The sequence below is a fragment of the Emcibacter sp. SYSU 3D8 genome (genome assembly GCF_039655875.1).
GTDB lineage: Bacteria > Pseudomonadota > Alphaproteobacteria > SMXS01 > SMXS01 > RI-34.
Genome location: NZ_JBBYXK010000002.1, coordinates 217,745 through 240,554, shown reverse-complemented (window position 1 = coordinate 240,554; position 22,810 = coordinate 217,745). Strand labels below are relative to the sequence as shown.

Here is a 22,810-nt window from a genome sequence, read left to right as displayed (position 1 = left end):
CGGGGCTGATGATATGCCGCTTCAGCTCAGCGGGGAATCAAAGTCCTGCCATTTTCACCCGCTGCCTTGGGCTGCGGGCGGGAGGCGGCGACGGCCGGACCGAATTGGTCATCCAGGATCATCGCCAGTTGCAGCGTCCGCAGAAACAGGACCGGGCGCGATGTCCGCCAGCCGTAGCGGTTGAGCAGCTTCCGCCGCAGCATCTGCGCCGCCGGTTTCGGCAGCACTCTGCAATAGGACAGGACCCGGTAGAAGGTGCCGGCTGCCGCGCGGCCATTCTCCCGTACGCGATCCATGGTAACAGGGGCGGTGTGCTCGGCGATGGCGGCTGAAAGCAGGCGATCGAAGCCGTCCGTCTCTCCCAGTCCCGGGATCCTGGGAGACAATGTCCTGATGACGTCCCGAATGCTTGCCTCATCCCGTTCGAGCATGGCGCCGACATTCACAGCCGCCTGGGTATTGCGCGCGCGCTCGAGGGCAAAAATTTCCGGCAGGTGACGGGCCGACACCCGCTTGAACATCGCCTTGCCGATCCGGTGTCCTGCACCGAGATGCTTGACGAAATCCATCAGTGACAGATCAAGAAACGGCTGGGCGAACGGAAGGTAGGGCGCGGCAGTGTGCACCCGCAGCGGGCCGGTGTCGGCGCGGAACAGGTTCGTGTAATAGAACCAGTCCTTGGCGTCATCCGGGCAGGCCAGGGCGGGGATGGACTGGAGCATGTCCGCGTACGCCGCGCCCAGCGCGCCCTTCAGCGCCGTGGTTCGCGCGGTGCCCAGCAGCACTTCGCAGCCATTCAGGGTCTCGGGCGTACGCATGGCTCCGATGCCAAGCATGTCGGTGTCGCTGTCGAGGCGGAACGCACCCATGCCGAAACCCTGTTCGCCGAACATGAACAGGGGATTGCCGAACGCCCGGTGCGCATCCGCCGCAGCCCTTTCGTAAACCGGAAGCTCGAAGCACAGCGCCCGGTTGCGCAGGCCATTCTCCAGATTGCCTCGCAGCAATGCGACCGTGTCGATGCCGTCCATGCGATAGAGGTGATGGGATACGCCAAGAGCGGCCGCCTGCCGGGCGGCGACCTCGGCATCCGAACCGGCCTTGGGCGTGCCATCGCAGAATGAGAAGGTCTGAAACGGCAGGTCTTCGGCGCGCAGCACGCCCAGCAGCGTCGATGAATCGTAACCGCCCGACAATGGCAGCATGATTTCCCGCTGGCCCGCATGGGCGACCACCGCTGTCCGGATGCGGCGCCAGAATTCCTCCTCCAGTTCCCTCTCGTCTTCCCACGCCTGGCCACCGGGCTGGAAGCGCCAGTAGGCCTCGATCGACATGCCGTCCTGATTCAGCGCGCCGGTACTGGCCACGGGGAGGGCGCGCACGCCCTGGTGCAGAGTACGGTCGGCCAGAAGCCAGCGATTGACCACGAAGCTTGCAACCATCGCCTGGTCAAGCTCTGGCGCCAGCGCGGCCAGCGGCGATGGGCAGTCGGATATTGCCAGACAGCCCTGGAACGCGGCGGCATACAGGCGCGAGACGCCGGTATGGTCGGTCCAGACCCGCACCCGCCGTTCCCGATCGAGCCACAGATAGCTGCGGTGCTGCGCGATCTGTACGGACAGCTCCGCAGGCACTTCCTGCACGACGTCACGAGGCACGGCCACCGAGGGCGCACCGCCCGTGCCATCGGCGATGACCAGCATGTCGCCGCTGTTGCCGTCTTCGCCGCGCCACAAGGTCAGCCATCCATCTGCTGTCGGCACGCGCCGCGCTCCCGACAGGCCCAGGGCGGCAACAGCCGTGTCGACCGCTGGCGACGCGGCATCATCATGGATGAACGCCACGAAACCCGGCGCGGCTGTCATGGTTCGGGGGGCCGAATCGGAGGACCGAGCTGCTGGAAGCCCATGGCCAGATGCAGCACCCTGCGGAACATGTAGGCCGGATCCAGCAGAATCTGGTGGGTGTTCCAGAACCGCCGCTTGATCGGTTGCAGCCAGTGCAGCGGCAGGACCTGCAGCCGGGTGAGGTTGCGGAAGAACTGCAGGCCGAAGGCCTCGGGACGCGACAGCAACGGACCGCCCGGCGGTGGCGGCCGTGACGCCAGCACCGTGTCCAGCATGGCGTCGAAGCCACCCGGCAGCGCCAGACCGGGGATCACGCCGTCGAGCGTGGAAGACACTTCCCGGATCGCCGGCGCGTCGCGGCGTAGCGCCGATGCGACGTCGGAAACGCCTTGCCGGTCTCTGGACCGGGGCTGGCTGAACAATTCGGGCAATTTTCGTTCGCACACCTGCCGGAACAATCGTTTGTCCAGCCGGTGGCTGAAATGCAGGTGCTTCAGGAAATCGAGCATGGCGATGTCGTAGAGCGGCGTGGTGTACGGCAATTGAGTGCCCGCCGTATGGACGCGCATGGGAAGCAGATCCCAGGTCGCCGATACCGACGAATAGAGATAATCCTTGAGATCGTCCGGATGTTCAAATGGTGGTGCGGCATCCAGCAGGCGGCGGTAGTCGGCTGCCAATGTTCGCTGGAGACCGGAAACCCGTTCCGCACCCAGCAGCGGCACGTAGGCCAGCAACGTGTCCGGATGCTTGACGGCGGCGCCGCCCAGCATGTCCGTTGCCGTCTTCAACCGCAGCGTACGCTGACCGAAAAGGTGGTCGCCGAATACGAACAGCGGGTCCGCGAATTTCTCCCGCGCCGCCGCTGCCGCATCGCGATAGGCGCCGATCTCGTTGCAGCAGCCTCGAAGACGCAATCCCTGAGCCAGATTCTGCCGGATCAGGCTGAGTGTGTCGGTGCCGTCAATCCGGTAGGTGGTGTGCGCGACGCCGAGCCTGCGGGCCTGTTCGCGGGCGACGGCCGCGTCGGAATGGGGTTGAGGTTCACCATTGACGTAGGAGAACGCGGTGATTGCCGCGCCCGACCGGTGCAGGATGCCGAGCAGCGTGGTGGAATCATGGCCGCCCGACAGCGGCAAGACGATCTGCCGTCCTGCGGTGTGCGCGGCGACGGCGGACTCGATCCGGTCCCACAGGCCGCGCGACACGGCGTCGGTGTCCGGATCCGCGTCCTGGCCCGGCCGGAAGTTCCAGTAGCGGCGCGCGGCGGGTCCGGTATCCGCAAGGGTCACGATGCTGGCCACGGGCAACGCGCTCAGTCCCGCATGTAGCGTGCGGTCCATGAACGTGGCGCCATTGGTCAGGAAGAAGGCGAGACAATCCTCGTCCGGTTCCGGCGCCAGCCGCGCCAACACGGCAAGATTGTCGGAAAAGACATCGCAGCCGGCGGCCTGCACATGATAGATGCGCGACGTGCCGATATGATCGGTCAGGAACGCGAGAGACCGCGCCTCGTCCAGATACAGGTAGCTGCGGTCCTGCGAAATCCGGTTCAGCAGGCCGGCGGGAATTCCGTCCGTGTCGATCAGCGCCGTCGGCACGGCCACTTCCGGCGATCCGGCGGTGCCGTCGACGACGGCGAGGATGCCTCGGTCCGGTCTCGCTGGCGCCACAGCCCAGGTGCACAACAGCATGCGGCCGCGTTGCAGCGGGATTTCCGTGATGTCTCGCGGCGCCATCGCGGTGGCGATGTATTGCGCGGCCTTGTCGGCATCACCGCAATTCACGACTGCCACAAACACTGGTTCGCTCAACGCGACCACCCCAAATTCATTTTGGCCCCATGGCGCATAGTAGTGCGTCGCCGGAGGAAAAGGAAAGCAGGGGACGGTCTTATCGGCTCTCGATGCGGCGCACGAAGTCGGCAAGCACGCTTTTGTACAATTCGTCCTTCAGGATGCCGTCTTCAACGCCCCGGTCAATATTGGGGTTATCGTTGATTTCGATGACGAAAACGCCGTCGTCACGCTGTTTCAGGTCGACGCCGTACAGGCCGTCTCCGACCAGGTTGGCGGCGCGCACGCCTGCCTCGACGACCTCTTTCGGCGCGTCCTCGACGGCCACGGATTTGAACGCGCCTTCGGCGAATCCGCCGCCCGGCTTGTGGTTGATGATCTGCCAGTGCCGGCGCGACATGAAGTATTGCGACACGAAGAGCGGCTTGCGATTCAGCACCCCGACCCGCCAGTCAAACTCGGTGAACATGAATTCCTGGGCCAGGATCACGGCCGAATGACGGAACAGGCGCTTGCCATGCTCCAGCAGGTCCGAGCGGTTCTCCACCTTGACCACGCCGCGCGAGAACGAGCCGTCGGGAATTTTCAGCACCAGCGGATAGGACAGCTGCGCCTCGGCGTTGAGAAGGTTCAGGCGGTCGACGATGACGGTCCTGGGCGCCGCCACCTTGTGGGTCTGCAGCAATTCGGCCAGGTAGACCTTGTTGGTACAGCGCAGGATCGACACCGGATCGTCGATCACGGGCAGGCCCTCGAACACGGCCTTCTGGGCAAAACGGAAGGTGTGATTCTCCAGCGTGGTGGTCTCGCGGATGAACAGGGCGTCGTATTCCGCGAGGCGCAGATAGTCCTTGCGCTCGATGGTCTCGACGTCGATGCCCATCTGGGCGCCGATGGAGACGAACTTCCTGATCGTCTCTGGCGAGGACGGCGGCAGCTTGGCCGAGGCGTCGTACAGCACGCCGAGCGCAAAGCGCGACGTGGGCCGCGCCTTGGGCGCGCGCCAGTCGGCACGGGTATAGTGCTCCAGCCGCGCCAGGAAGAAATCGAACTCCTCGGGGCTGAGCGCGCGCGGCGCGATCGCCTGCAGCGTCTTGACGCTCCAGCGCTCGTCGAGCGCCACCTCGACCCTCAGCAACGGGCACCGGAACCGGTCGAACAACTGGCGGGCGAAGGTGCGGAACCGGTTGCCCGGGGTCTGGCCGAAATAGACCGTCAGCGTGAACGCGGCCTGCGGCGGATTTGACAGCTTCCCGATCTCGTCGCGCAGGGTGTAGTTCAGGTCGGGCAGCTGGACGCTGTAGAGCTGCTTGCGCGACAGGTTGAGAATGGTCTCGACCGTCGGCACCACCTTCTGGCCACGCGCCTCGGCCAGCAGCGAGCAGTAATAGCCCAGATCGAGATATTCCAGGTCGCCGCTCAGATTGATGACGCGCGCGCTCTTGCTCGACAGGCCATCGGGCGATCCGACATATTGCTGCAGGGTCACGGCCTTGCCCGCCTTCCGGGCCCATTCGCAGTCGGCCTGGGAGTCGACAATGATGATATGACGCGCCATGGGGCCTTCGTGGTTGGAACTGGTTGACTTGTGTCTGGAGCGCCGTTCGGGGCGGTATGGCCGTCGCGGGCGCATCCCCCCGTTTGAACCCCGCCGCGTGCCATGATGCGCGCCGCTATTGGTTCAGTAAAGATGGCGTTTGACGGCTAGACCGGTAGTCCCGCGAGGCGCTTTTTCATGGAGATCGCCGCCGCGCCGTCGTCATAGAAACCCGGCTTGCTGCCGACCGTCACGTAGCCGGTCGCCAGGTAGCGGCGATGCGCCGCCACGTTGTCCTCGCGCACCTCCAGCCGCATCACATCACGGCCCGACGATACCGCCAGCCGTTCCGCCTCGGCCATCAGCGCAGTGCCGATTCCCGCCTTGCGCCGGGCTGGATCGACGGCGACGGAGTAGAGCCGCGCCGACCGGCTGCCCCGGCGCAGCAGCACCACCGCGTCGCCGACCACGTGCTCCTCCACTTCGGCGACCAGGCAGATGGCGCGGCCCTCGCGCACCAGACGCCGCAATGAGCGTACCGACAACCGGTCGCCGGGGAATGAAATCTGCTCCAGCCGCACCATGGCCGGGATGTCGGCGAGCGTGGCGGGGCGGATCCGGTGTGTCATCGCGATTACAGGTTTCTGAACATGACGAAGGCGTCCACATAGCCCAGCGCCGGATGGCGGAATGCGCCCGGCAACCGCCCGACGATATCGAAACCCAGTGACCGCCAGAGAGCGACGGCACGCTCGTTGGTGCTGACGACGAAGTTGAACTGCATGGCGCGAAAGCCCTGTCGCCGCGCCGCCACCATCGAATGCTCGCACATCAGGCGCGCGATGCCCCGGCCGCCGGCGGCCTGCAGCGTCATGTAGCCGCAATTCGCTACGTGGCTGCCCCCGCCTTGCTGGTTGGGCCGGAGATAGTAGGTGCCGACGACCTGATCGCCGTCCAGGGCGACGAAGGTTTCGCGATCGCGGCCCAGCCACCGTTCGATGCCGGCCTCCTCGGCAATGCCCGGTTCAATCGTGTAGGTTTCCCCGGCCCTGATGGTGGGACCGATGATCGCCCATATGGCGGATGCGTCATCCCGGGTGGCTGGCCGTATATGCATGGTCCCTATATGCATGGTCCCTCTGAATTTGGCGGAACACCTGTCAGTTGAATTCCATATCGCGGCGCATAAGGTCGATTTCGGCTACAATGCGGGCTTTCCCTATGGGGGCGCAAGATGACCCGAAAATCGATCGATCGTTATCGCGCGGGCAAGATGTCAGCCCTCGCCCTCGGTGCAGCCGCCCTTGGCGCGACCGCCATCGGCGCCCTGGCGATCGGCGCCTTGGCCATCGGGGCCCTGGCGATCGGCAAGGTGCGCATCCGCTCGCTGGAAGTGGACGAACTGACGGTTCGCCGGCTCCGCGTGCTGGAGGACGCCGGACCGGAGGCGTGACCCGTGCCGGTTTCGCTGGCGGATCCACGGTGAATGTTCCACCGTGACCCGGGGAGATTCCATGGCCGACGACGCATCAGCCAACATGCCGCTTTCCGGCATCACCGTGCTGGATCTGGGGCAGGTCTACCAGGGACCCTATGCGACCATGCTGATGGCGCGGGCCGGGGCAGACGTGATCAAGGTCGAGCCGGTCGACGGCGAGCCGGTGCGGCGCCGCTCGGCGGTGTCGAAGGGCGCCATGCTGCCGCTCGCCATGCTCAATGCCAACAAGCGCGGCATCACCCTCAACCTGAAATCGTCGGAAGGGCGCAGGCTGTTGTTAAAGCTGGCGGCGCGCGCCGACGTGCTTCTGGAGAACTTTGCGCCGGGCGTCATGAATGGCCTGGGCGTCGGCTGGGAAGCGCTCCATGCAGTCAATCCGCGGCTGATCTACGCCTCGGGAAGCGGCTTCGGCCTGTCCGGCCCGGACCGTGAGACGCTGGCCATGGACCTGACGGTGCAGGCAGTGTCGGGCGCCATGAGCGTCACCGGCTTTCCCGACGGCCCGCCGCTCAAGTCCGGGCCCGCCTTTGTCGACTTCCTCAGCGGCACACACCTCTACGGCGCGGTGCTGACCGCCCTGTTCGAGCGGACGCGGACCGGCAAGGGCAGGCTGGTCGAGGTGGCGATGATCGAGACCGTCTATCCGGCACTGGCCTCGAATCTGAGCCTGCTCCATGGCGCTGCGGGCGCGGTCACCACGCGCACCGGCAACCGGCATGGCGGCCTCGCCATCGCGCCATACAATGTCTATCCGGCCGGCGACGGCCACGTCGCCATCCTGTGCATCAAGGAGGCGCACTGGAGCAACCTGTTGCGTGCCATGGGGCGCGACGACCTGGCCGGCGACCCGCGCTTTTCCACCAACGCGCTGCGCGTCCGCAACCTTGAAGCGACGGACCAGGTCGTCGAGGCGTGGACGGCGGCACGGACGCGGGCGGAAATCTTCGCCGCCATCAAGCAGTTCCGCATCCCCTGCGCGCCGGTACGCGACCTGGAGGAAGTGATGAACGACCCGCACATGCACGAGCGTGGCATGCTGGAACGGGTCGATCATCCCGAACTGGGCCCTGTGGTGCTGCCGACCAGCCCGCTGCGCATCCACGGCGCCGAGCGTCCGGCGACGGTGCCGAGCCCGCTGCTGGGCCAGCACAACGACGAGATCTACGGCGACATGCTGGGCCTGACGGCGGCGGAGATCGCCGCGCTTCGCCGGGGTGGCGTCATCTGAGCCGCCGCTGCCGTTGCCGCACAATCGCTGAATCGCACGGCGGACCGGGCTGATGTAGGCTTGAGGCTGTGGATCAGGCCGCTTGCGGCAAGGAGTTGGAGCAATGGAAAACAAGGCGCGGTTTCACGCCTGGTACTGGATCGGCGCCATTGCGATCATCATGCTGCTGCAATATCTGCTGGCGAGCGCGCAGCAGGTTGCGACCATTCCCTACAGCGAATTTCAGGAGCTTCTTCGCGGCGGGAAGGTGGCCGAGGTCGCCGTATCCGAGACGTTCATCCGCGGCACGCTGAACGATCCTCTGGCGGGCGGCCAATCCATGTTCGTCACCACGCGGGTCGCGCCGGACTTTGCCGATCAGCTCCAGCAATATGGCGTCCGCATCACCGGCGAGATCGAAAGCACCTTTGTGCGCGATCTGGTGTCCTGGCTCGTCCCTGTCGCCTTTTTCGTGGTGATCTGGATGTTTCTGCTCCGGCGGATGGGCGCCGGTGCGGGCGGCGGGCTGATGCAGATCGGCAAGAGCAAGGCCAAGGTCTATGTGGAATCCGACACCGGCGTGACATTCGACGATGTTGCGGGCGTGGATGAGGCGAAGGACGAGCTGAAGGAGATCATCGACTTCCTGAGAAGCCCCGAAGAATACGGCAGGCTGGGCGGACGCATGCCTCGCGGCATCCTGCTGGTTGGCCCGCCCGGCACCGGCAAGACCCTGCTCGCCAAGGCGGTGGCCGGCGAGGCCAAGGTGCCGTTCTTTTCCATCTCCGGCTCCGAATTCGTCGAGATGTTCGTCGGCGTCGGCGCGGCGCGGGTGCGCGACCTGTTCGAACAGGCCCGGGCCCAGGCCCCCGCGATCATCTTCATCGACGAACTGGATGCGCTGGGGCGGGCGCGCGGCATCACCTCGCTGGGCGGCGGCAATGACGAGAAGGAACAGACTCTCAACCAGCTGCTGTCGGAACTGGACGGCTTCGATTCCTCCACCGGTCTGGTGCTGCTGGCGGCAACCAACCGGCCGGAAATCCTCGATCCCGCGCTGCTTCGCGCCGGCCGGTTCGACCGGCAGGTGCTGGTGGACCGGCCGGACCGGTTCGGCCGGGTCCAGATCCTGAACGTGCACATGAAGAAGGTGACACGCGCTCCCGACGTGGACGCCGAGCAGGTCGCGGCCCTGACGCCGGGTTTCACCGGCGCCGACCTGGCCAATCTGGTCAACGAAGCCGCGCTGCTGGCTACCCGGCGGCACGCCGACGCCGTCGCCATGGAGGATTTTACCCAGGCGGTCGAGCGCATCGTGGCGGGCCTGGAGAAACGCAACCGGCTGCTCAACCCCAGGGAGCGGGAAATCGTCGGCTATCACGAGACCGGCCATGCGCTGATCGCCTCGCTGCTGCCGGGCTCTGATGTGGTTCACAAGATATCGATCATTCCCCGCGGCGTCGGCGCGCTCGGCTATACCATCCAGCGGCCGACCGAGGATCGCTTCCTGATGACCCAGGAGGAACTGGAGAACAAGATGGCTGTGCTGCTTGGCGGCAGGGCGGCCGAGTGGATTGTTTACGGCCAATTGTCGACCGGCGCCGCGGACGACCTGGCCAAGGTCACCGACATCGCGCGGGCCATCGTCACCCGCTACGGCATGTCAGCCAAGCTGGGCCATGTGTCGCTGGAACGGGAGCGCCAGTCCTATCTTGCTCCCAACGAATATGCCGGCGGGCTGCGGCAGCAGGAATATTCCGACCAGACCGCGGCCGTGATCGATGGCGAGGTGCGCCGAATCGTCGGCGAGGCGTTCAGCAGGTCGGTGGGTTTGCTCGGCGAGCGCCGTGAGACGCTCGATACCGTGGCCCGGCGCCTGGTGGAACAGGAGACGCTGGACGGCGACGAACTGAAGGCCCTGATCGGGGCCGGGCTCCCTGCCGCGGCGCCCGACGCCGCCGAATAGCGCGCCGCGTCCTATTCGGACGGCGCTTCCTCGGCTTCCGGGTCGCGAAAATAGGCTTCGACCGTGCCCTTCAGCTTGACCAGCATGGGATTGCCGTGGCGGTCCAGCGAACTGGCGACACTCACCTTGATCCATCCCTCGCTCACGCAGTACTCGTCGACGTTGTGCTTTTCGACGCCCTTGAAGCGAATGCCGATGCCGCGCCGCAGGAGATCCTCGTCGTAATGCGGGCTCTTAGGATTGGTGGACAGGCGGTCGGGAAGGGTGTCGGTCATGAGGTGGGCTTTCGGCTGAGTGTCAGGCGGGCACATTGCCGCAAGGCCGCACCCGATTCCAAGCCGATTCAACGTGCCGGCCGGCGGGTGACCGTAAAGCGCGTCAATTCCTTCCTGGGCAGTTCCCATTCGGGGTTGAGCGCCAGCGCCTGCTGGTAGTCGTAATAGGCCGATGTGAGGTCGCCCAGTCCCTCGTGGGCGATGGCCCGGTTGTAATACGCCTTTTCGGGCTCATCGAGGCCAAGCTCCAGCCCCTTGTTGGTGTCGGCCAGGCCTTCGGCGAACCGCCGTGTGCCGATCAGCAGCGCGCCGCGGTTGACCCAGCCTTCGCCCATCTCGGGCTTGCGCTGGAGCGCGCTGTCGAAGTCGCTGTGGGCCCGGTCCCAGTCGCGCCGGCGCATGTGAATGATGCCGCGGTTGATGAAGGTGCTGGCCCGGCGGAACTGGTCGAGGGTTTCGTGCGTCAGCGCGACGTCGCAGGTCGACAGCGACGTGTCATCGGCGCGGCCGAACAGCGCGGCCCGCGAGCAATGCGCGGCCTTCGAATCGCCAAGAATGGTGATCGCGCCAGCCCAGGCAGGCGCTGCGGTGGTGCAGAGCAGAACAGTCAACGTCATCAATAGTCTGACGTTCATTGCCGGTCTCCCTAGACCAAGGGGCCTATTCGCCAGTCAGCCCGCAACATTCGTGCAGGGCGCATCGGTGAAAAGGGTCGGCGAATAGATATCGTTTGGTAACGGGTGTTCTAAATCGGACTCGGGCGTCGCCCTGCATTATACGCCGGCGGCCGACAGGATCCAAATCGCCCGGCTTTGCGGCGTCAGGCGGCGGCTTGCCTGCCGATGGTGACCGGCGATCCGGCATAGCGGGCCAGGAACGGCAATTCCCGGCACAGGGCCTCGACCTGTTCCACGTCCTCGGCAGTCCAGATCACGCTGTCGCGCGACAATTTGGGGGATTCGAACACCACGGCGTCGCACGCGGCCAGAAACGCCGGGTCGGCCTCCAGTCCCACGAAGGCGCAGAGCTGGCTCATATGCCCTTCCACGTCCTCGACGAAGTCCTCGTGCCATTGCTGCAGCAGTTCCTCGGGCTCCAGCCGTTCCATCACCTGCTGGCACGTGACGGCCAGCTTGCGATAGCGATTGATCGTGTAAGCCACGGATCGTTGTTCCCGCCGGGACATGGTGGCGATGTTGTCGTAGGGGTTGCGCACGCTGTGGACGAACCGCATGGGCATGGCCATGCGGCGGCGCATGACGCCGAGCAGGCCCGGCCGCTCCCTCAAACTCCAGATGGTGCCGCCGGCCTTCTTGTCGCCGACGACAAGCAGACAGTCATGCACGCCCTGGAAGCCGCCCGGCACATCATAAGAATAGCCCGCATTCACGCGTCCCCGTTCAGTGAAATCCACGTCGCGGCGCAACAGCAGCGCCAGAACTTGCTGCCGCCGGAACCCCAGTCTGAAATACCGGGTGGCGAACAGTTCATGGGCGATCAGCGCCTGCGGGTGTGCGTTCAGCAAGGCGCCGACCAGCGAATGCCCGCTTCTGGGGTAGCCGATGAAGGTGACGTAAGCTCGAATGTTTTCGAACAGCCGGCGGTGCGCGAAATAATCGATCCATGCGGCAGGGTACACCACCAGCAGGATGTACAGCGTCCGCAGGCGCTCGGACTTGACCAGCTGGCTTAACCGCCTCTGGAATAGAAACGATGCGGCAGACACTCCCCCACCCCCGACTCAGTTGCGCGTCGCCAGCATCCTATGCCCGGGAGCCGCGGCGCAACCAAAAGACGCACCCTGCCAGGGACGCCGATCCCCGGCGCCGCATCATGGTGGAATTGCAGGAAAATATTGGAGCGGGCGATGAGATTCGAACTCACGACCCTAACCTTGGCAAGGTTATGCTCTACCCCTGAGCTACGCCCGCGCTCCGTCCGCGTCCTGGGGTGTCCCCCGGTGCAGGCGGCGGATATTACGCATTGGCTTGGGCTTTGCAACCCCAATCTTGAGGGAAAAATACCGGGTCTGTTTGGAGCTTCCTGAGCCCCCAGCCTTGACGGAACACTTAATTTCACCACCTGATTGTGTTAGGCCACCGCCACGGCGAAATACAGGCCGGCGGCGCCAGCGTCGGCCCCTAACAGACCGGAAGGCAAGCATGAGCACGTTGCAGGCGCCGCAAGGCGAACTGATCAAGGATTCGGATACCGCTAATTTCATGGCCGACGTCATCGAGGCGTCGCGCACGGTGCCGGTGATCGTGGATTTCTGGGCGCCGTGGTGCGGGCCGTGCAAGCAGCTGACCCCGGCGATCGAGAAGGTGGTCATGGCCGCGAACGGCCGTGTCCGGCTGGTCAAGATCAATGTGGACGAGAATCAGCAGCTCGCCGGCCAGCTCCGGGTCCAGAGCATCCCGGCCGTGTTCGCGTTCTTCAACGGCCAGCCGGTCGACGGCTTTACGGGCGCGCTGCCCGAAAGCCAGGTGAAGCAGTTCATCGACCGCGTGTCCGGCATGGGCGGTCCCAGTCCCATCGAGGAAATGGTGACGGCGGGCACCGAGGCGCTGGAAGCCGGCGATTTCCAGAACGCCGAAGCGATTTTCACCGAGGTGCTGGCCGCCGATCCCGAGAATTTGGTCGCCTTTGCCGGGGTGATCCAGGGCCGCATCAAGTCGGGCGATCTGGATGCCGCCCGGCAGATGTTCGCCTCGCTGGATGACGATACCCGGTCCAAGAACGAATTCGCCGGCATTCGCGCCGCGTTCCAGCTTGCCGATCAGGCGGGCGACGCGGGCGATGTGGCCGAGTTGCGCGCGAAGGTTGACGCTGATCCGGCCGACAGCCAGGCCCGCTTTGATCTGGCGTTGGCGCTGTCGGGGGCGGGCCGTAACGAAGACGCGGCGGCGGAGTTGCTGCATATCGTCCGCCACGACCGGGCCTGGAACGACGACGGCGCACGCAAGCAGCTCGTCACCCTGTTCGACGCCTGGGGGCCAACCCATCCGCTGACGGTGCGGACGCGCAAGTCGCTGTCTTCACTGCTGTTTTCATGAGCCAGGACTGGACAGATCTTCCCGGCACCTTGCCGGTGTTCCCGCTGGCCGGCGCGCTGCTGTTGCCGCGGGGCGCCTTGCCGCTCAACATCTTCGAGGCACGCTACCGCGCCATGATCGAGGATGCCCTCAAGGGCAATCGCGTCATTGGCATGGTCCAGCCCCGGAACCCTGAAGCCGAGCTCCAGGAACCGCCGGTCTACGACATTGGCTGTGCCGGCCGCCTGACCGCCTTCCAGGAACTCGAAGACGGCCGCTATATCATCACCCTCACCGGCATCCGCCGCTTCCGCATCGTCGAGGAGATGGCGCGCACCACGCCCTACCGGATGTTTCGGGTGAACTATGCCGACTTCCTGCAGGATTTCGAGCCCGAGACAGCCGCCAGCGCCGACCGGGACTATTTCCTGAAGCTGATCCGGCAATATGTCGATATCCAAGGCTACCATGTGGACTGGGACGTGATCGAGAATACCGATACGGAAACCCTGATCCATGCGTCCTCGACGCTGGCGCCCTGGGCCCCCAGCGAGAAACAGGCGCTGCTCGAGGCGGCCGATATCGACCGCCGCTACCAGACGCTGATCGCGCTCTACGAGATGGCCATCGCGCAGGCGCATGGGGCCGGCGGCTCGCTGCAATAGGCATCGTGGCCGCCGGATGGTGGCTGTTAGCATGAGGAATCCCGGGATGGCGTCATCCAACGATATCGATCCCAAGCTGTTGGAGATTCTGGTCTGTCCGCTGACCAAGGGGCCGCTGGAATACGATCGGCAGGCGCAGGAACTGATCAGCCGCAAGGCGCGTCTGGCCTTTCCGATTCGCGACGGCATCCCGATCATGCTGGTCGACGAAGCCCGCGAACTCGACGGCAAATGACCGGCAAGCCCTGGCCCGCCGATCTCCGCTTCAACCAGGCGGAACGGCTGCTCGAAATCGATTTCGAGGACGGCCGCAGGTTCCGCCTGCCCTATGAATTGCTGCGGGTGGAAAGTCCCTCGGCCGAGGTGCAGGGGCATGGCGCCGGCCAGAAGACCATCGTGCCGGGCAAGCGTCAGGTCGGCGTCGCCGGCGTCGTCCCGACCGGCAATTATGCAATCCGCATCCAGTTCGATGACGGCCACGATACCGGCATCTACAGCTGGGATTACCTGTACGAGCTGGGCGCGAAGCAGGACGAGCTGTGGACCAGATACCTGCAGGCCCTGGAATGGAAAGGCCTGAAGCGGGACTGAGCGGCGGCCGGCTACCCCGCCAGCCCCGATGCCGTGATCACACCACCGCGAATGGCGGTTCCGGATCGTACTGGATGGATTTCTGCACCAGCGCGCCATGCGCCGCGCCGAAGCGTTCGCCGGTCAGCCACAACGCCATGTCGATGCCCGCCGAGACGCCGGCCGAGGTCACGACATTGCCGTCGCGCACATGGCGCTTGTCCCTGATCATCTCGCCGACACCTTCTATCGTTGCCAGCTCGGGAAACGCGGCCCAATGGGTGGTGACGCGTTTGCCGCTGGCAGGGCCTGCCGCCACCAGCACGAACGATCCGGTGCAGACGCTGGTGACCCAGGCGCAGGTCTGCGCCTGACGGTGCACGAAGCTCAGCATGGCCGGGTTGGTCATCTCGCGCCGCGTGCCCTGGCCGCCCGGGAGCAGGATGATGTCCAGGTCCGGGCAGGTGGCGAAGGAATGGTCCGCCTCGACCCGCATCCCCTTGGCGCAGCGCACGGTCTGGCCGGTCTGCGATATCAGGAACACCTGATCGGGCGCCGGCTTCTTCTGCCATTTGAAGACTTCGTTGGAGCTGGTCAGCACCTCCCACGGACCGACGAAATCCAGTTCCTCCGCGCCGTCAAAGACCACGATGCCGATATTCATGGGAAAATTCCTTTCTGGCTGAATGGGGAAGCCGCCGGAACCGGTCGCGATAGGCCTTGGGGCCCACGCCCAGGCGGCGGATAAAGGTGCGGCGCATGCGCTCCATGGAGCCGAATCCGCAGTCGAAGGCAATGCGGTCGATGGAATGGGCGGTGTGTTCCAGGTCGCGGCGGGCCGCCTCGGTGCGGCTGCGCTCGACGAACTCGGCCGGCGTTACGCCGGTCTCGGCGCGAAACACCCGGGCCAGGGTGCGCTCGCTCATGCAGGCGCGCGCCGCCAGGGCGGGCACGTTCAGGTCCGCGCCGGGGTGGTCCGCGATCCACGTCAGCAGCTTGCCCAGCCTGCCATCCTGTCCGGCCTGCGCCTCGAGTTGCACGCTGAACTGGGACTGGCCGCCCGGGCGAATCATGAACAGCACGTGGCGGCGTGCCACCTGCACGGCCACGTCATGCCCCCAGTCCTCCTCGATCACCGCCAGCGCAAGGTCCATGCCCGCGGTGATGCCCGCCGAGGACCACAGATTGCCGTCGCGCACGAAAATGGCGTCCCGGTCGATGCGCAGGTCGGGAAAGGCCGCGCCGATCAGGTCGCAGGCATTCCAGTGAGTGGCAACCCGCTTATGCCTGGCCAGCCCGGCCTGGGCGATCAGGGCGATGCCGCTGCAGATGGACACGATTCGGCGGGCATGTTGCGCCGCGCGCCGGATAAAGGCGATCTGCCGTGGATCGCGCAGGGCGTCGGCAGTGCCGTCGCCGCCCGCGACAACCAGGGTGTCGAGGTCGGCCAGCAGGTCATCGCCGATCTCGTCGAATGCCCGGTCCATGCCCAGGCGCATGCCGCTGGTGGTGGTGATGAAACCCGGATCGGGCGCGGCGAGGGTGATCGCATAGCCGGCTAACCCCGCGTCGCGCACGGCCGAGAAAAGCTGCATGGGGCCGGTGATATCGAGGATCTGGGCCTGCTCGAAGCAGACCATGACGACGTTCCTGGCCTTGCGGGCTGACTGGAGCATGCCGCTCTCCCTTCAGCCCGAATCTTACGGCCGCGGCCGGTTGGCGGAAATGACAATTATCCCTCGTTTTCCGCCAGCCGGTTCCAGGCGGCCGTCAGCGCTTCAGCAGCAGCTCGGCGATCTGGACCGCATTGAGCGCGGCGCCCTTCAACAGCTGGTCACCGGCGATGAACATCGCCAGGGTCCTACCGGACGGATCGGCGGTGTCGACACGGATGCGGCCAACCAGCACGTCGTCCTGTCCCGAGGCTTCCGACGGCATGGGGAAGTGGTTGGCGGCGCGGTCGTCCACCAGCCGCAGGCCCGGCGCGTCCGCCAGCAGCGCGCGGGCGTCCTCGGGCGTCACCACCTGGTCCAACTCCACGGAAATCGCCATGGCATGGGCGCGCAGCACCGGCACGCGGATGCAGGTGATGCCGATGGGCAGGTCGTCAACGCCCATGATGCGGCGGGTCTCGGCGACAACCTTCTCCTCCTCGCCGTTATAGCCGCTCTCGGGGTCCACATCCGCATTGTGGCTGAACAGGTTGAAGGCATAGGGATGCGGCAGCACGGTAGGCTCGAACGATTCGCCGCGCAGATGCGCCGCCGTCGACTCGCGCAATTCCTCCATGGCGGCGGCGCCGGCGCCGGATGCAGCCTGATAGGTGGTCAGGCGCAGGCGGCGGATCGGATGCGCCTTGTGCAGCGGCGCAAGCGCCACGGTGGTGATGGCGGCGACGCAGTTCGGGTTGGCGACGATGCCGTTGTGGCGCGAGATCATGTCGCCGTTCACCTCGGGCACCACCAGCGGCACGTCCGGATCCATGCGGAACGCCGACGAATTGTCGACCATGATGGCGCCGGCGCCCAAGGCATGCGGCGCGTGGCGGCGCGAGAGGGTGGCGCCGGCCGAGAACAGCGCCACGTCGACGCCTTCGAAGCTGCGCTCGGTCAGTTCCTCGACGGTCACGTCCTTGCCCAGGAACGGCAGCGCCTTGCCCGCCGAGCGGGCCGAGGCCAGCAGCTTCAGGCTGCCCACCGGGAAGCCGCGGCTTTCCAGGCAGCGGATGAGTTCGACGCCGACGGCGCCGGTCGCGCCGACGATGGCCACGACGGGCGCGCTGGACTGGATGGTACGGGGTGAGTTGGTCTGCATGATGTCTCTCTTCCTCGGTTGTGGGAGAGACAGGGTCAGCTCTTCGTGCGTGGCCCCGCCTCCGGGGCCGGTCGCCTGATGCCGCTTCTTAAACCGCGCGCACCCGCGAACGCCCCGCCGAAGCGGTCGTTTTCGTCGTGGTGCTGAGTTTGGTCATCGACATGGCGCGGTGTCTAGCATGGTGGGCTGTCGGCGACAACCTGCGCCATCCGCATGGCAGCTGGCGGCGCCCGGCAAAAACAGCGGGCCGCCCGCTTTCGCGGACGGCCCGGTGAGTGGCAAAGAAGGGTCAGGCAGCCGCGTGGTCGATGACCTTGGCGCCCTTGCCGTTGATGGCGATCTGCCGCGGCTTGCGCTCCTCGGGAACCTCGCGAACCAGGCTCACATGCAGCAAGCCGTTCTCGAGCGAGGCGCCTGTGACCTTGATCGTGTCGGCCAGATGGAAGCGGCGCTCGAAGGCGCGCTTGGCGATACCGCGGTGCAGGTAGACCGGCTGCGGTGTCTCGGTCTCGTCTTCCGCGGTCTCTGCCTTCTGGGCGCGGCCCGAGATCACGAGCACATCGTCCTTCACGGTCACGTCGAGCTCGTCCTCGCCGAAGCCCGCGACGGCCATGGTCACGCGGTAGTTATCGTCGCCGACTTTCTCGATGTCATAGGGGGGATAGCCGCCGTCGCCGTTGAGGCGGGTGGCATTGTCGAGCATGCGGACGAGGTTGTCGAAGCCCACGGCCGAACGCATCAGGGGATTGGTGTCGAATACACGCATCTTACTCTCCATCGAGCAATAAGGGTTGCTTGTGGCCCACCGTCTGGTCGGGCCGGTTTCCGTCGCCGGGCCCGTCATCGGCACCCGACGAATGGACATTTGGGAAGGGTTTTGGGCCATTCAAGAGGGAATGCGGCGGTATTCGACCGGGCAGGGCGCTCACGCCACCGGCTTGCGGAACCACACTCGCGGGAAGCCATCTTCCACGCCGCGGCGGATCTCGCGATAGCCGAGCGCGCTGTAATAGGTGATGTTCTCGGTCATCTTCTGGTGGGTGTAGAGTTCGACCGCGCCGAGCCGCAACCGCCGGGCCGAGGCTTCCGCAAACGCCATCAGCTCCCGCCCGAAGCCTTTCCCGCGCGCCTCGGGACTGACCGCCACGTTCTCCACGTGGAGCGCGGCGCCCCGTGGATAAAGAACGATCAGGCCGACCAGGTCGGGCGCGGTCACGTGTACCTTTCCTGCCGCGACCAGCGCGGCGTAATCGGCGAGCATGGGTGCGGGCGGGCGGCCGATCCGCTCGACGAAGGGCGCGAAGGCGGCGTGCACGCAGGCGCGGATCCTGTCGGTGTCTTCGGCCTCGGCCGGGCGGATCATGGGGTGCTCCTGGCCGCCGCTAGGCGTTCCGGTCCGTGGGCGGGTCGTGCCACCATTTGCCATCCGCTCCGGGCGCTGGTTGCTGGGGTCGCGCTACGGCAGGGTTTCCGGTTTCCGGCACGCCCACCATTCTGTCCCTTACCACCTGCCGAAGGCGCGCCGCGCCGGCACGGACCCCCGAAATCACGGCGACCGCCACGATTAGCGGCGCGAAAGCCAGCAGGGGGATGTCCAGGCCGAAGCCGAAGATCATGTTGCCGATGAAAACCGCGATGGCCACCGCGACCAGCGCCGTCGCCCCGTGGCATAGCAGCACGATGGCGCCCAGCGCCCTGTCGATTCTTGCCGTCTTGTTGGCCCCGGCTGTGGTCATCGATCGGGCGCCGTCAGCGCCTGATAGATCAGCGCCTTCATGTCCTCGCGCAGCTTGTGGGCGTCGCTGGGCATGAACTGGGTGCTGAGCACGGCGACGATCTTCTCCTGCGGGTCGATGAAGAATTCGGTGCTGGCCGCGCCGCCCCAGCGGAACTCGCCGGCCGATCCGGGCATGCCCGACGCCCCCGGATCCTCCAGTACGCCGAACCCCAGCCCCATGTCGTAACCGGGCGAGAAGTCCTTCAACGTGCCGCGGCGGTCGGGCGACACTTGGCCCGTGGTCATCAATTGCACTGTCTTGGGCACAAGGATGCGTGCGCCATCAAGCTCGCCGCCGTTCAGCATCATCTGGCAAAAGCGCAGGTAATCATAGGTGGTGGACACCAGGCCGCCGCCGCCCGACAGCAGCCTTGCATCGGTCTCGTAGAGTCCAAGGCCCGCGCCGTCCCTCAGGACCGCCAGCTTGCCGTCGGGGCCGCTGGTATAGAGTTCGGCGAAGCGGCCGCGCAGGGACGCGGGCACCGTGAACATGGTGTCGTTCATCTTCAGCGGCGCGAACAGGCGCTCCCTCAGGAACTTATCGAGCGGCTTGCCCGACGCCACCTCGATCACCCGGCCCAATATGTCGATGGACGCGCCATAGTGAAAATTGCCGGGCTCGTCGGTCAGCGGGATGCTCGCCGTCTTCTTCGACAGCTCGGCCAGCGTGTTGCGAGGGTTGAATACGTCCTTGCGGTCGTAGATCGTGCCCACTGCGGTCGTATCGTAGCCACCCGGATAGGACAGGCCCGAGGTGTGGGTCATCAGGTGGAATATCCTTGGCGGGGATTTCGGCGGACGGGTGTTCGGCGTATCCGGTCCGCCATCGACGTAGATTCCGGTGCCGGCGAACTCGGGCAGGTAGGACGAGACCGGATCGGTCAGGCGCAGCTTGCCCTCCTCAACCAGGATCAACGCCGCGACCACGGTCACCGCCTTGGTCATGGAATAGATGCGCACCAGTGTGTCACCGGTCATGGGCAGGCCGCGCGCAATGTCCGCCATCCCCACCGACCTGTCGTAGACAAGCTTGCCGTCGCGGGCGACGGCGATGGTGACGCCGGCCAGCTTGCCGTCGTCCACCCAGCGCTGCATGGCATCGTCGATGCGCGCCAGCCGGTCGGGCGAGAAACCGTGGCTTGCCGAATCGCCTTCAGGCAGTCCCCCGGCAAGCCCGCCAGCCGGTGCCAGCAAGCCCGCCAACAGGAATGCTGCGAAACGGTTAATCTGCACCGGACTTCACCAATGCCTGGTAGGTCAGATTTTTCAGCTCCTGGCGCATCTTGTACTGGTCCGGGAACATCTGGGTTATCAGCACGGCGACGATTTTCTCCTTCGGATCGACGAAGAAGTGGGTGCTGGCCGCGCCCGCCCAGTTGAACTCGCCCGCCGATCCCGGCAGGTGCGACTCGCCCACGTCCTCCAGCACCGCCATGGTCAGGCCCATGTCGTAGCCGGGCAGGCCCACCAGCATGTAGCCGCGGCGCTCGTGGGAAATCTGTCCCGTGGTCATCAGTTGCACCGTCTTTGGCGACAGCAGCCGCACCCCGTCCAGCTCGCCGCCATTCAGCAGCATTTGCGCAAAGCGCAAATAGTCGCCCACGGTCGACACCATACCGCCGCCGCCGGACTTGAACGGCGAGCCGTCGATGTAGTCTGGGTTCCAGACCTCGTTGACCAGCGGCGCTGGCGCTCCGTCGGGGCCGGGGCCATACAGTTCCGCAAGGCGGCTGGTCTTGTCCTTTGCCGCGAAGCTGGTGTCGTCCATGCGCAGCGGACCGGTGATCCGTTGCTCCACGAACACGTCGAATGGCTGGCCGGAGACGACCTCGACCAGCCGCCCGAGCACGTCGATGGACACGCCGTAATTGTACTGCGTTCCCGGCTGCGCCATGAGCGGCAGCGAAGCGACCAGCTTCACGAACTCGGCGGTGCTGCGGCCCGCATTCATCACATCGTTCTCGTCGTAGAGCTTGCCCACGGGCGTGGTGTCGTACAGGGCATAGGTCATGCCCGACGTGTGGGTCAGCAGGTGGAAGATGCGGATCGGCTGTTTCGCCGGTTCGGTGACAATGCCGTTCGGTCCGTCGCCGGTAGCCACCTTCATGTCGAGGAATTCGGGCAGATGGTCCGACAGCTTGTCGTTGAGACGCAGCTTGCCCTCCTCGACCAGCATCATCACGGCGACGGCGGTGATCGGCTTGGTCATGGAGTAGATGCGCACCAGCGTGTTGTCAGCCATGGGCCGCTGCCGGGCGATGTCGGCCATGCCCGCCGAATGCTGATAGGCGACCTTGCCGTCGCGGGCGATGGCAATGGTGACGCCGGCCAGCTTGCCGTCGTCCACCCAGCGCTGCATGGCATCGTCGATGCGCGCCAGCCGGTCGGGCGAGAAGCCCAGCGATTCGGGCGGCGCGGCCGGCAGCCCCGACGCCAGCGCCGGAACCGGCGTCAGCAGCAACAGGAGAGCGGCGAGGGTCCTAGTCCACATCGCGCGCCTCCACCAGTGCCTGGTAGGTGATCGCCTTCAGTTCCTCGCGCAGCGGATACTGGGTCGGGGGAAAGTGCTGGGTGAGCAGGATCGCGATCAGCTTTTCCTTCGGATCGATGAAGAAATAGGTGCTGGCCGCCCCGGCCCAGTTGAACTCGCCGACCGAGCCGGGCAACTCCGAGCGCCCCAGGTCGACCAGCACGGCGACCCCGAGGCCCGTGGTATAGCCTGGCATGAAGGCGGCCATCGCGCCCATCCGGTCCATGGGCAGCGCAGGGGCGGTCATCAGCGCCACGGTCTTGGGGCCGAGGATGCGCACGCCGTCCAGTTCGCCGCCATTGAGCAGCATCTGGCTGAACCGCAGATAATCGCCGACGGTGGAGGTGAGGCCGCCGCCGCCCGAATTGAGCCGGGCGCCTGCATCCGCACGGAACCGTGTGCGGACCTCGTCGTCCGCGACCGGCTGCAGGCCGCCGCCGGGCTTCGCCTCATAGATCTCGGCAAAGCGCTCCAGCTTGTCGGCGGGCACGGTGAAAGCGGTGTCGGCCATGCCCAGCGGCTCGAAGACATGCGCCCTGAGATAGGCATCGAACGGTTCGCCCGACACCACCTCGATGACACGGCCCAATATGTCGGTCGAGACGCCGTAATTGTAGGTGGTCTGCGGCTGGATGGTCAGCGGCAGTCCGGCGATCACCTTGCTGAACTCTTGCAGCGTGCGGTCGGCGCGCATGATGTCCGCCGTTTCGTAGGCGGCGCCAACCGGCGTCTGGTCGAACATCCCGGCATAGGTGAAGCCCGACGTATGGGTGAACAGGTCGCGGATACGGATCGGCTTTGCGGGCGCCTCCAGCTTCATGCTGCCGTCGGCATTCTCGCCGGCATACACCTTCACGTCCCTGAACTCGGGCAGGTGCTCGGCAAGCGCGTCGTCGAGCCGCAATTTGCCTTGCTCGACAAGCTGGAGGGCGGCCACCGCGGTGATCGGCTTGGACATGGAATAGAAGCGGAAGATGGTGTCCTGCCGGATCGGACGCCCGGCCGCGATGTCGGCCATCCCTTCGGAGTGCAGATAGGCGAGCTTGCCGTCGCGGGCGATGGCGATGGTCATGCCGGCGAGTTTCTGTTGTTCTGTATAGCGCTGCATCAGCGCATCGATGCGCTTCAGCCGCTCGGGCGAGAAACCCAGTTGCGCGGGCGGCGCCGCAGGCAAGCCTGCTGCCAGGGCGCCGGTGGACAAGGAAAAAATCAGCAAAAAGGCGAGAACGGGCAATGCGCCCAAAAGGCGATTCATCATCACTTCCCCTTTTCCCGGCCGGTTCTCCCCGAACC

At 65.7% G+C, this 22,810-nt stretch carries 24 protein-coding genes and 1 tRNA gene; 7 read left to right on the top strand and 18 right to left on the bottom strand.

Annotated features, from left to right (window positions below; all coding sequences use genetic code 11):
• Positions 1-26: 26 nt before the first annotated feature.
• The 5 genes from WJU21_RS07105 to WJU21_RS07085 all read right to left on the bottom strand — a co-directional run bounded on the left by WJU21_RS07105 (position 27) and on the right by WJU21_RS07085 (position 6,297).
• Entirely contained in the window at positions 27-1,865 is a 1,839-nt protein-coding gene (locus WJU21_RS07105) for an asparagine synthase-related protein (protein WP_346322707.1), read from the bottom strand.
• Positions 1,862-3,649: an asparagine synthase-related protein gene (locus tag WJU21_RS07100; RefSeq protein WP_346322706.1), complete on the bottom strand. Its 1,788-nt coding sequence runs from the start codon at positions 3,647-3,649 to the stop codon at positions 1,862-1,864. The genes WJU21_RS07105 and WJU21_RS07100 overlap by 4 nt, the downstream gene beginning before the upstream one ends.
• Before the next feature lie 91 nt (positions 3,650-3,740).
• Complete coding sequence (locus WJU21_RS07095) at positions 3,741-5,201, bottom strand: RimK family protein (protein ID WP_346322705.1); 1,461 nt, start codon at positions 5,199-5,201, stop codon at positions 3,741-3,743.
• Positions 5,202-5,347: 146 nt separating this feature from the next.
• A complete protein-coding gene (locus WJU21_RS07090; protein WP_346322704.1) occupies positions 5,348-5,809 on the bottom strand; it encodes an N-acetyltransferase in 462 nt (153 codons plus the stop codon).
• Positions 5,810-5,814: 5 nt separating this feature from the next.
• A complete protein-coding gene (locus WJU21_RS07085) occupies positions 5,815-6,297 on the bottom strand; it encodes a GNAT family N-acetyltransferase (RefSeq protein ID WP_346322703.1) in 483 nt (160 codons plus the stop codon).
• A gap of 117 nt (positions 6,298-6,414) precedes the next feature.
• Between WJU21_RS07085 and WJU21_RS07080 the strand changes: the two genes are divergently transcribed.
• The 3 genes from WJU21_RS07080 (at position 6,415) to ftsH (ending at position 9,851) form a co-directional block, all read left to right on the top strand.
• A complete protein-coding gene (locus WJU21_RS07080; protein ID WP_346322702.1) occupies positions 6,415-6,633 on the top strand; it encodes a hypothetical protein in 219 nt (72 codons plus the stop codon).
• A gap of 61 nt (positions 6,634-6,694) precedes the next feature.
• Positions 6,695-7,906 (top strand): CoA transferase, encoded by a 1,212-nt coding sequence (locus WJU21_RS07075; RefSeq protein ID WP_346322701.1) that lies wholly within the window; start codon positions 6,695-6,697, stop codon positions 7,904-7,906.
• A gap of 103 nt (positions 7,907-8,009) precedes the next feature.
• Positions 8,010-9,851 (top strand): ATP-dependent zinc metalloprotease FtsH, encoded by a 1,842-nt coding sequence (ftsH, locus tag WJU21_RS07070; protein ID WP_346322700.1) that lies wholly within the window; start codon positions 8,010-8,012, stop codon positions 9,849-9,851.
• Between the two features lie 11 nt (positions 9,852-9,862).
• Here the strand turns inward: ftsH and WJU21_RS07065 are convergent, their stop codons facing one another.
• The 4 genes from WJU21_RS07065 to WJU21_RS07050 all read right to left on the bottom strand — a co-directional run bounded on the left by WJU21_RS07065 (position 9,863) and on the right by WJU21_RS07050 (position 12,057).
• Positions 9,863-10,126 (bottom strand): DUF3297 family protein, encoded by a 264-nt coding sequence (locus WJU21_RS07065; RefSeq protein ID WP_346322699.1) that lies wholly within the window; start codon positions 10,124-10,126, stop codon positions 9,863-9,865.
• Positions 10,127-10,194: 68 nt separating this feature from the next.
• Positions 10,195-10,761 (bottom strand): tetratricopeptide repeat protein, encoded by a 567-nt coding sequence (locus WJU21_RS07060; RefSeq protein ID WP_346322698.1) that lies wholly within the window; start codon positions 10,759-10,761, stop codon positions 10,195-10,197.
• Between the two features lie 185 nt (positions 10,762-10,946).
• Positions 10,947-11,852, bottom strand: coding sequence for a sulfotransferase (locus WJU21_RS07055; RefSeq protein WP_346322697.1), 906 nt, complete (start codon positions 11,850-11,852; stop codon positions 10,947-10,949).
• A 130-nt stretch (positions 11,853-11,982) separates the two neighbouring features.
• Positions 11,983-12,057, bottom strand: a tRNA-Gly gene (locus WJU21_RS07050).
• Positions 12,058-12,288: 231 nt separating this feature from the next.
• Here WJU21_RS07050 and trxA point away from each other — a divergent pair.
• From trxA to WJU21_RS07030, 4 genes are read left to right on the top strand one after another with little or no spacing between them, the layout of a single operon-like run.
• Positions 12,289-13,182, top strand: a complete 894-nt coding sequence (gene trxA, locus WJU21_RS07045; RefSeq protein WP_346322696.1) for a thioredoxin — start codon at positions 12,289-12,291, stop codon at positions 13,180-13,182.
• The gene (locus WJU21_RS07040) at positions 13,179-13,826 is read left to right on the top strand and encodes an LON peptidase substrate-binding domain-containing protein (protein WP_346322695.1); all 648 of its coding nucleotides are present in this window, start codon (positions 13,179-13,181) and stop codon (positions 13,824-13,826) included. The genes trxA and WJU21_RS07040 overlap by 4 nt, the downstream gene beginning before the upstream one ends.
• A gap of 46 nt (positions 13,827-13,872) precedes the next feature.
• A complete protein-coding gene (locus WJU21_RS07035; protein ID WP_346322694.1) occupies positions 13,873-14,061 on the top strand; it encodes a Trm112 family protein in 189 nt (62 codons plus the stop codon).
• Entirely contained in the window at positions 14,058-14,417 is a 360-nt protein-coding gene (locus tag WJU21_RS07030; RefSeq protein ID WP_346322693.1) for a DUF971 domain-containing protein, read from the top strand. Before WJU21_RS07035 ends, WJU21_RS07030 begins: the two co-directional genes overlap by 4 nt.
• Before the next feature lie 37 nt (positions 14,418-14,454).
• On the opposite strand, the gene WJU21_RS07025 is transcribed toward WJU21_RS07030, so the two are convergent.
• The 9 genes from WJU21_RS07025 to WJU21_RS06985 all read right to left on the bottom strand — a co-directional run bounded on the left by WJU21_RS07025 (position 14,455) and on the right by WJU21_RS06985 (position 22,772).
• A complete protein-coding gene (locus WJU21_RS07025) occupies positions 14,455-15,060 on the bottom strand; it encodes a DJ-1/PfpI family protein (RefSeq protein ID WP_346322692.1) in 606 nt (201 codons plus the stop codon).
• Positions 15,035-16,072, bottom strand: a complete 1,038-nt coding sequence (locus WJU21_RS07020) for a helix-turn-helix domain-containing protein (RefSeq protein WP_346322691.1) — start codon at positions 16,070-16,072, stop codon at positions 15,035-15,037. Before WJU21_RS07020 ends, WJU21_RS07025 begins: the two co-directional genes overlap by 26 nt.
• A gap of 94 nt (positions 16,073-16,166) precedes the next feature.
• Positions 16,167-17,210 carry an aspartate-semialdehyde dehydrogenase gene (locus WJU21_RS07015; protein ID WP_346322690.1) on the bottom strand — a complete coding sequence of 348 codons (1,044 nt, stop codon included), beginning with the start codon at positions 17,208-17,210 and terminating at the stop codon, positions 16,167-16,169.
• Positions 17,211-17,499: 289 nt separating this feature from the next.
• Complete coding sequence (locus WJU21_RS07010) at positions 17,500-17,976, bottom strand: Hsp20 family protein (protein ID WP_346322689.1); 477 nt, start codon at positions 17,974-17,976, stop codon at positions 17,500-17,502.
• Positions 17,977-18,135: 159 nt separating this feature from the next.
• On the bottom strand, positions 18,136-18,573 hold the full coding sequence (locus WJU21_RS07005) for a GNAT family N-acetyltransferase (RefSeq protein WP_346322688.1): 438 nt from the start codon (positions 18,571-18,573) through the stop codon (positions 18,136-18,138).
• 19 nt (positions 18,574-18,592) lie between these two features.
• Positions 18,593-18,946, bottom strand: a complete 354-nt coding sequence (locus tag WJU21_RS07000; RefSeq protein WP_346322687.1) for a hypothetical protein — start codon at positions 18,944-18,946, stop codon at positions 18,593-18,595.
• The gene (locus WJU21_RS06995) at positions 18,943-20,190 is read right to left on the bottom strand and encodes a serine hydrolase domain-containing protein (protein ID WP_346322686.1); all 1,248 of its coding nucleotides are present in this window, start codon (positions 20,188-20,190) and stop codon (positions 18,943-18,945) included. The genes WJU21_RS07000 and WJU21_RS06995 overlap by 4 nt, the downstream gene beginning before the upstream one ends.
• A gap of 19 nt (positions 20,191-20,209) precedes the next feature.
• Entirely contained in the window at positions 20,210-21,478 is a 1,269-nt protein-coding gene (locus WJU21_RS06990; protein WP_346322685.1) for a serine hydrolase domain-containing protein, read from the bottom strand.
• A complete protein-coding gene (locus WJU21_RS06985) occupies positions 21,468-22,772 on the bottom strand; it encodes a serine hydrolase domain-containing protein (RefSeq protein ID WP_346322684.1) in 1,305 nt (434 codons plus the stop codon). The genes WJU21_RS06990 and WJU21_RS06985 overlap by 11 nt, the downstream gene beginning before the upstream one ends.
• Positions 22,773-22,810 lie beyond the last annotated feature (38 nt).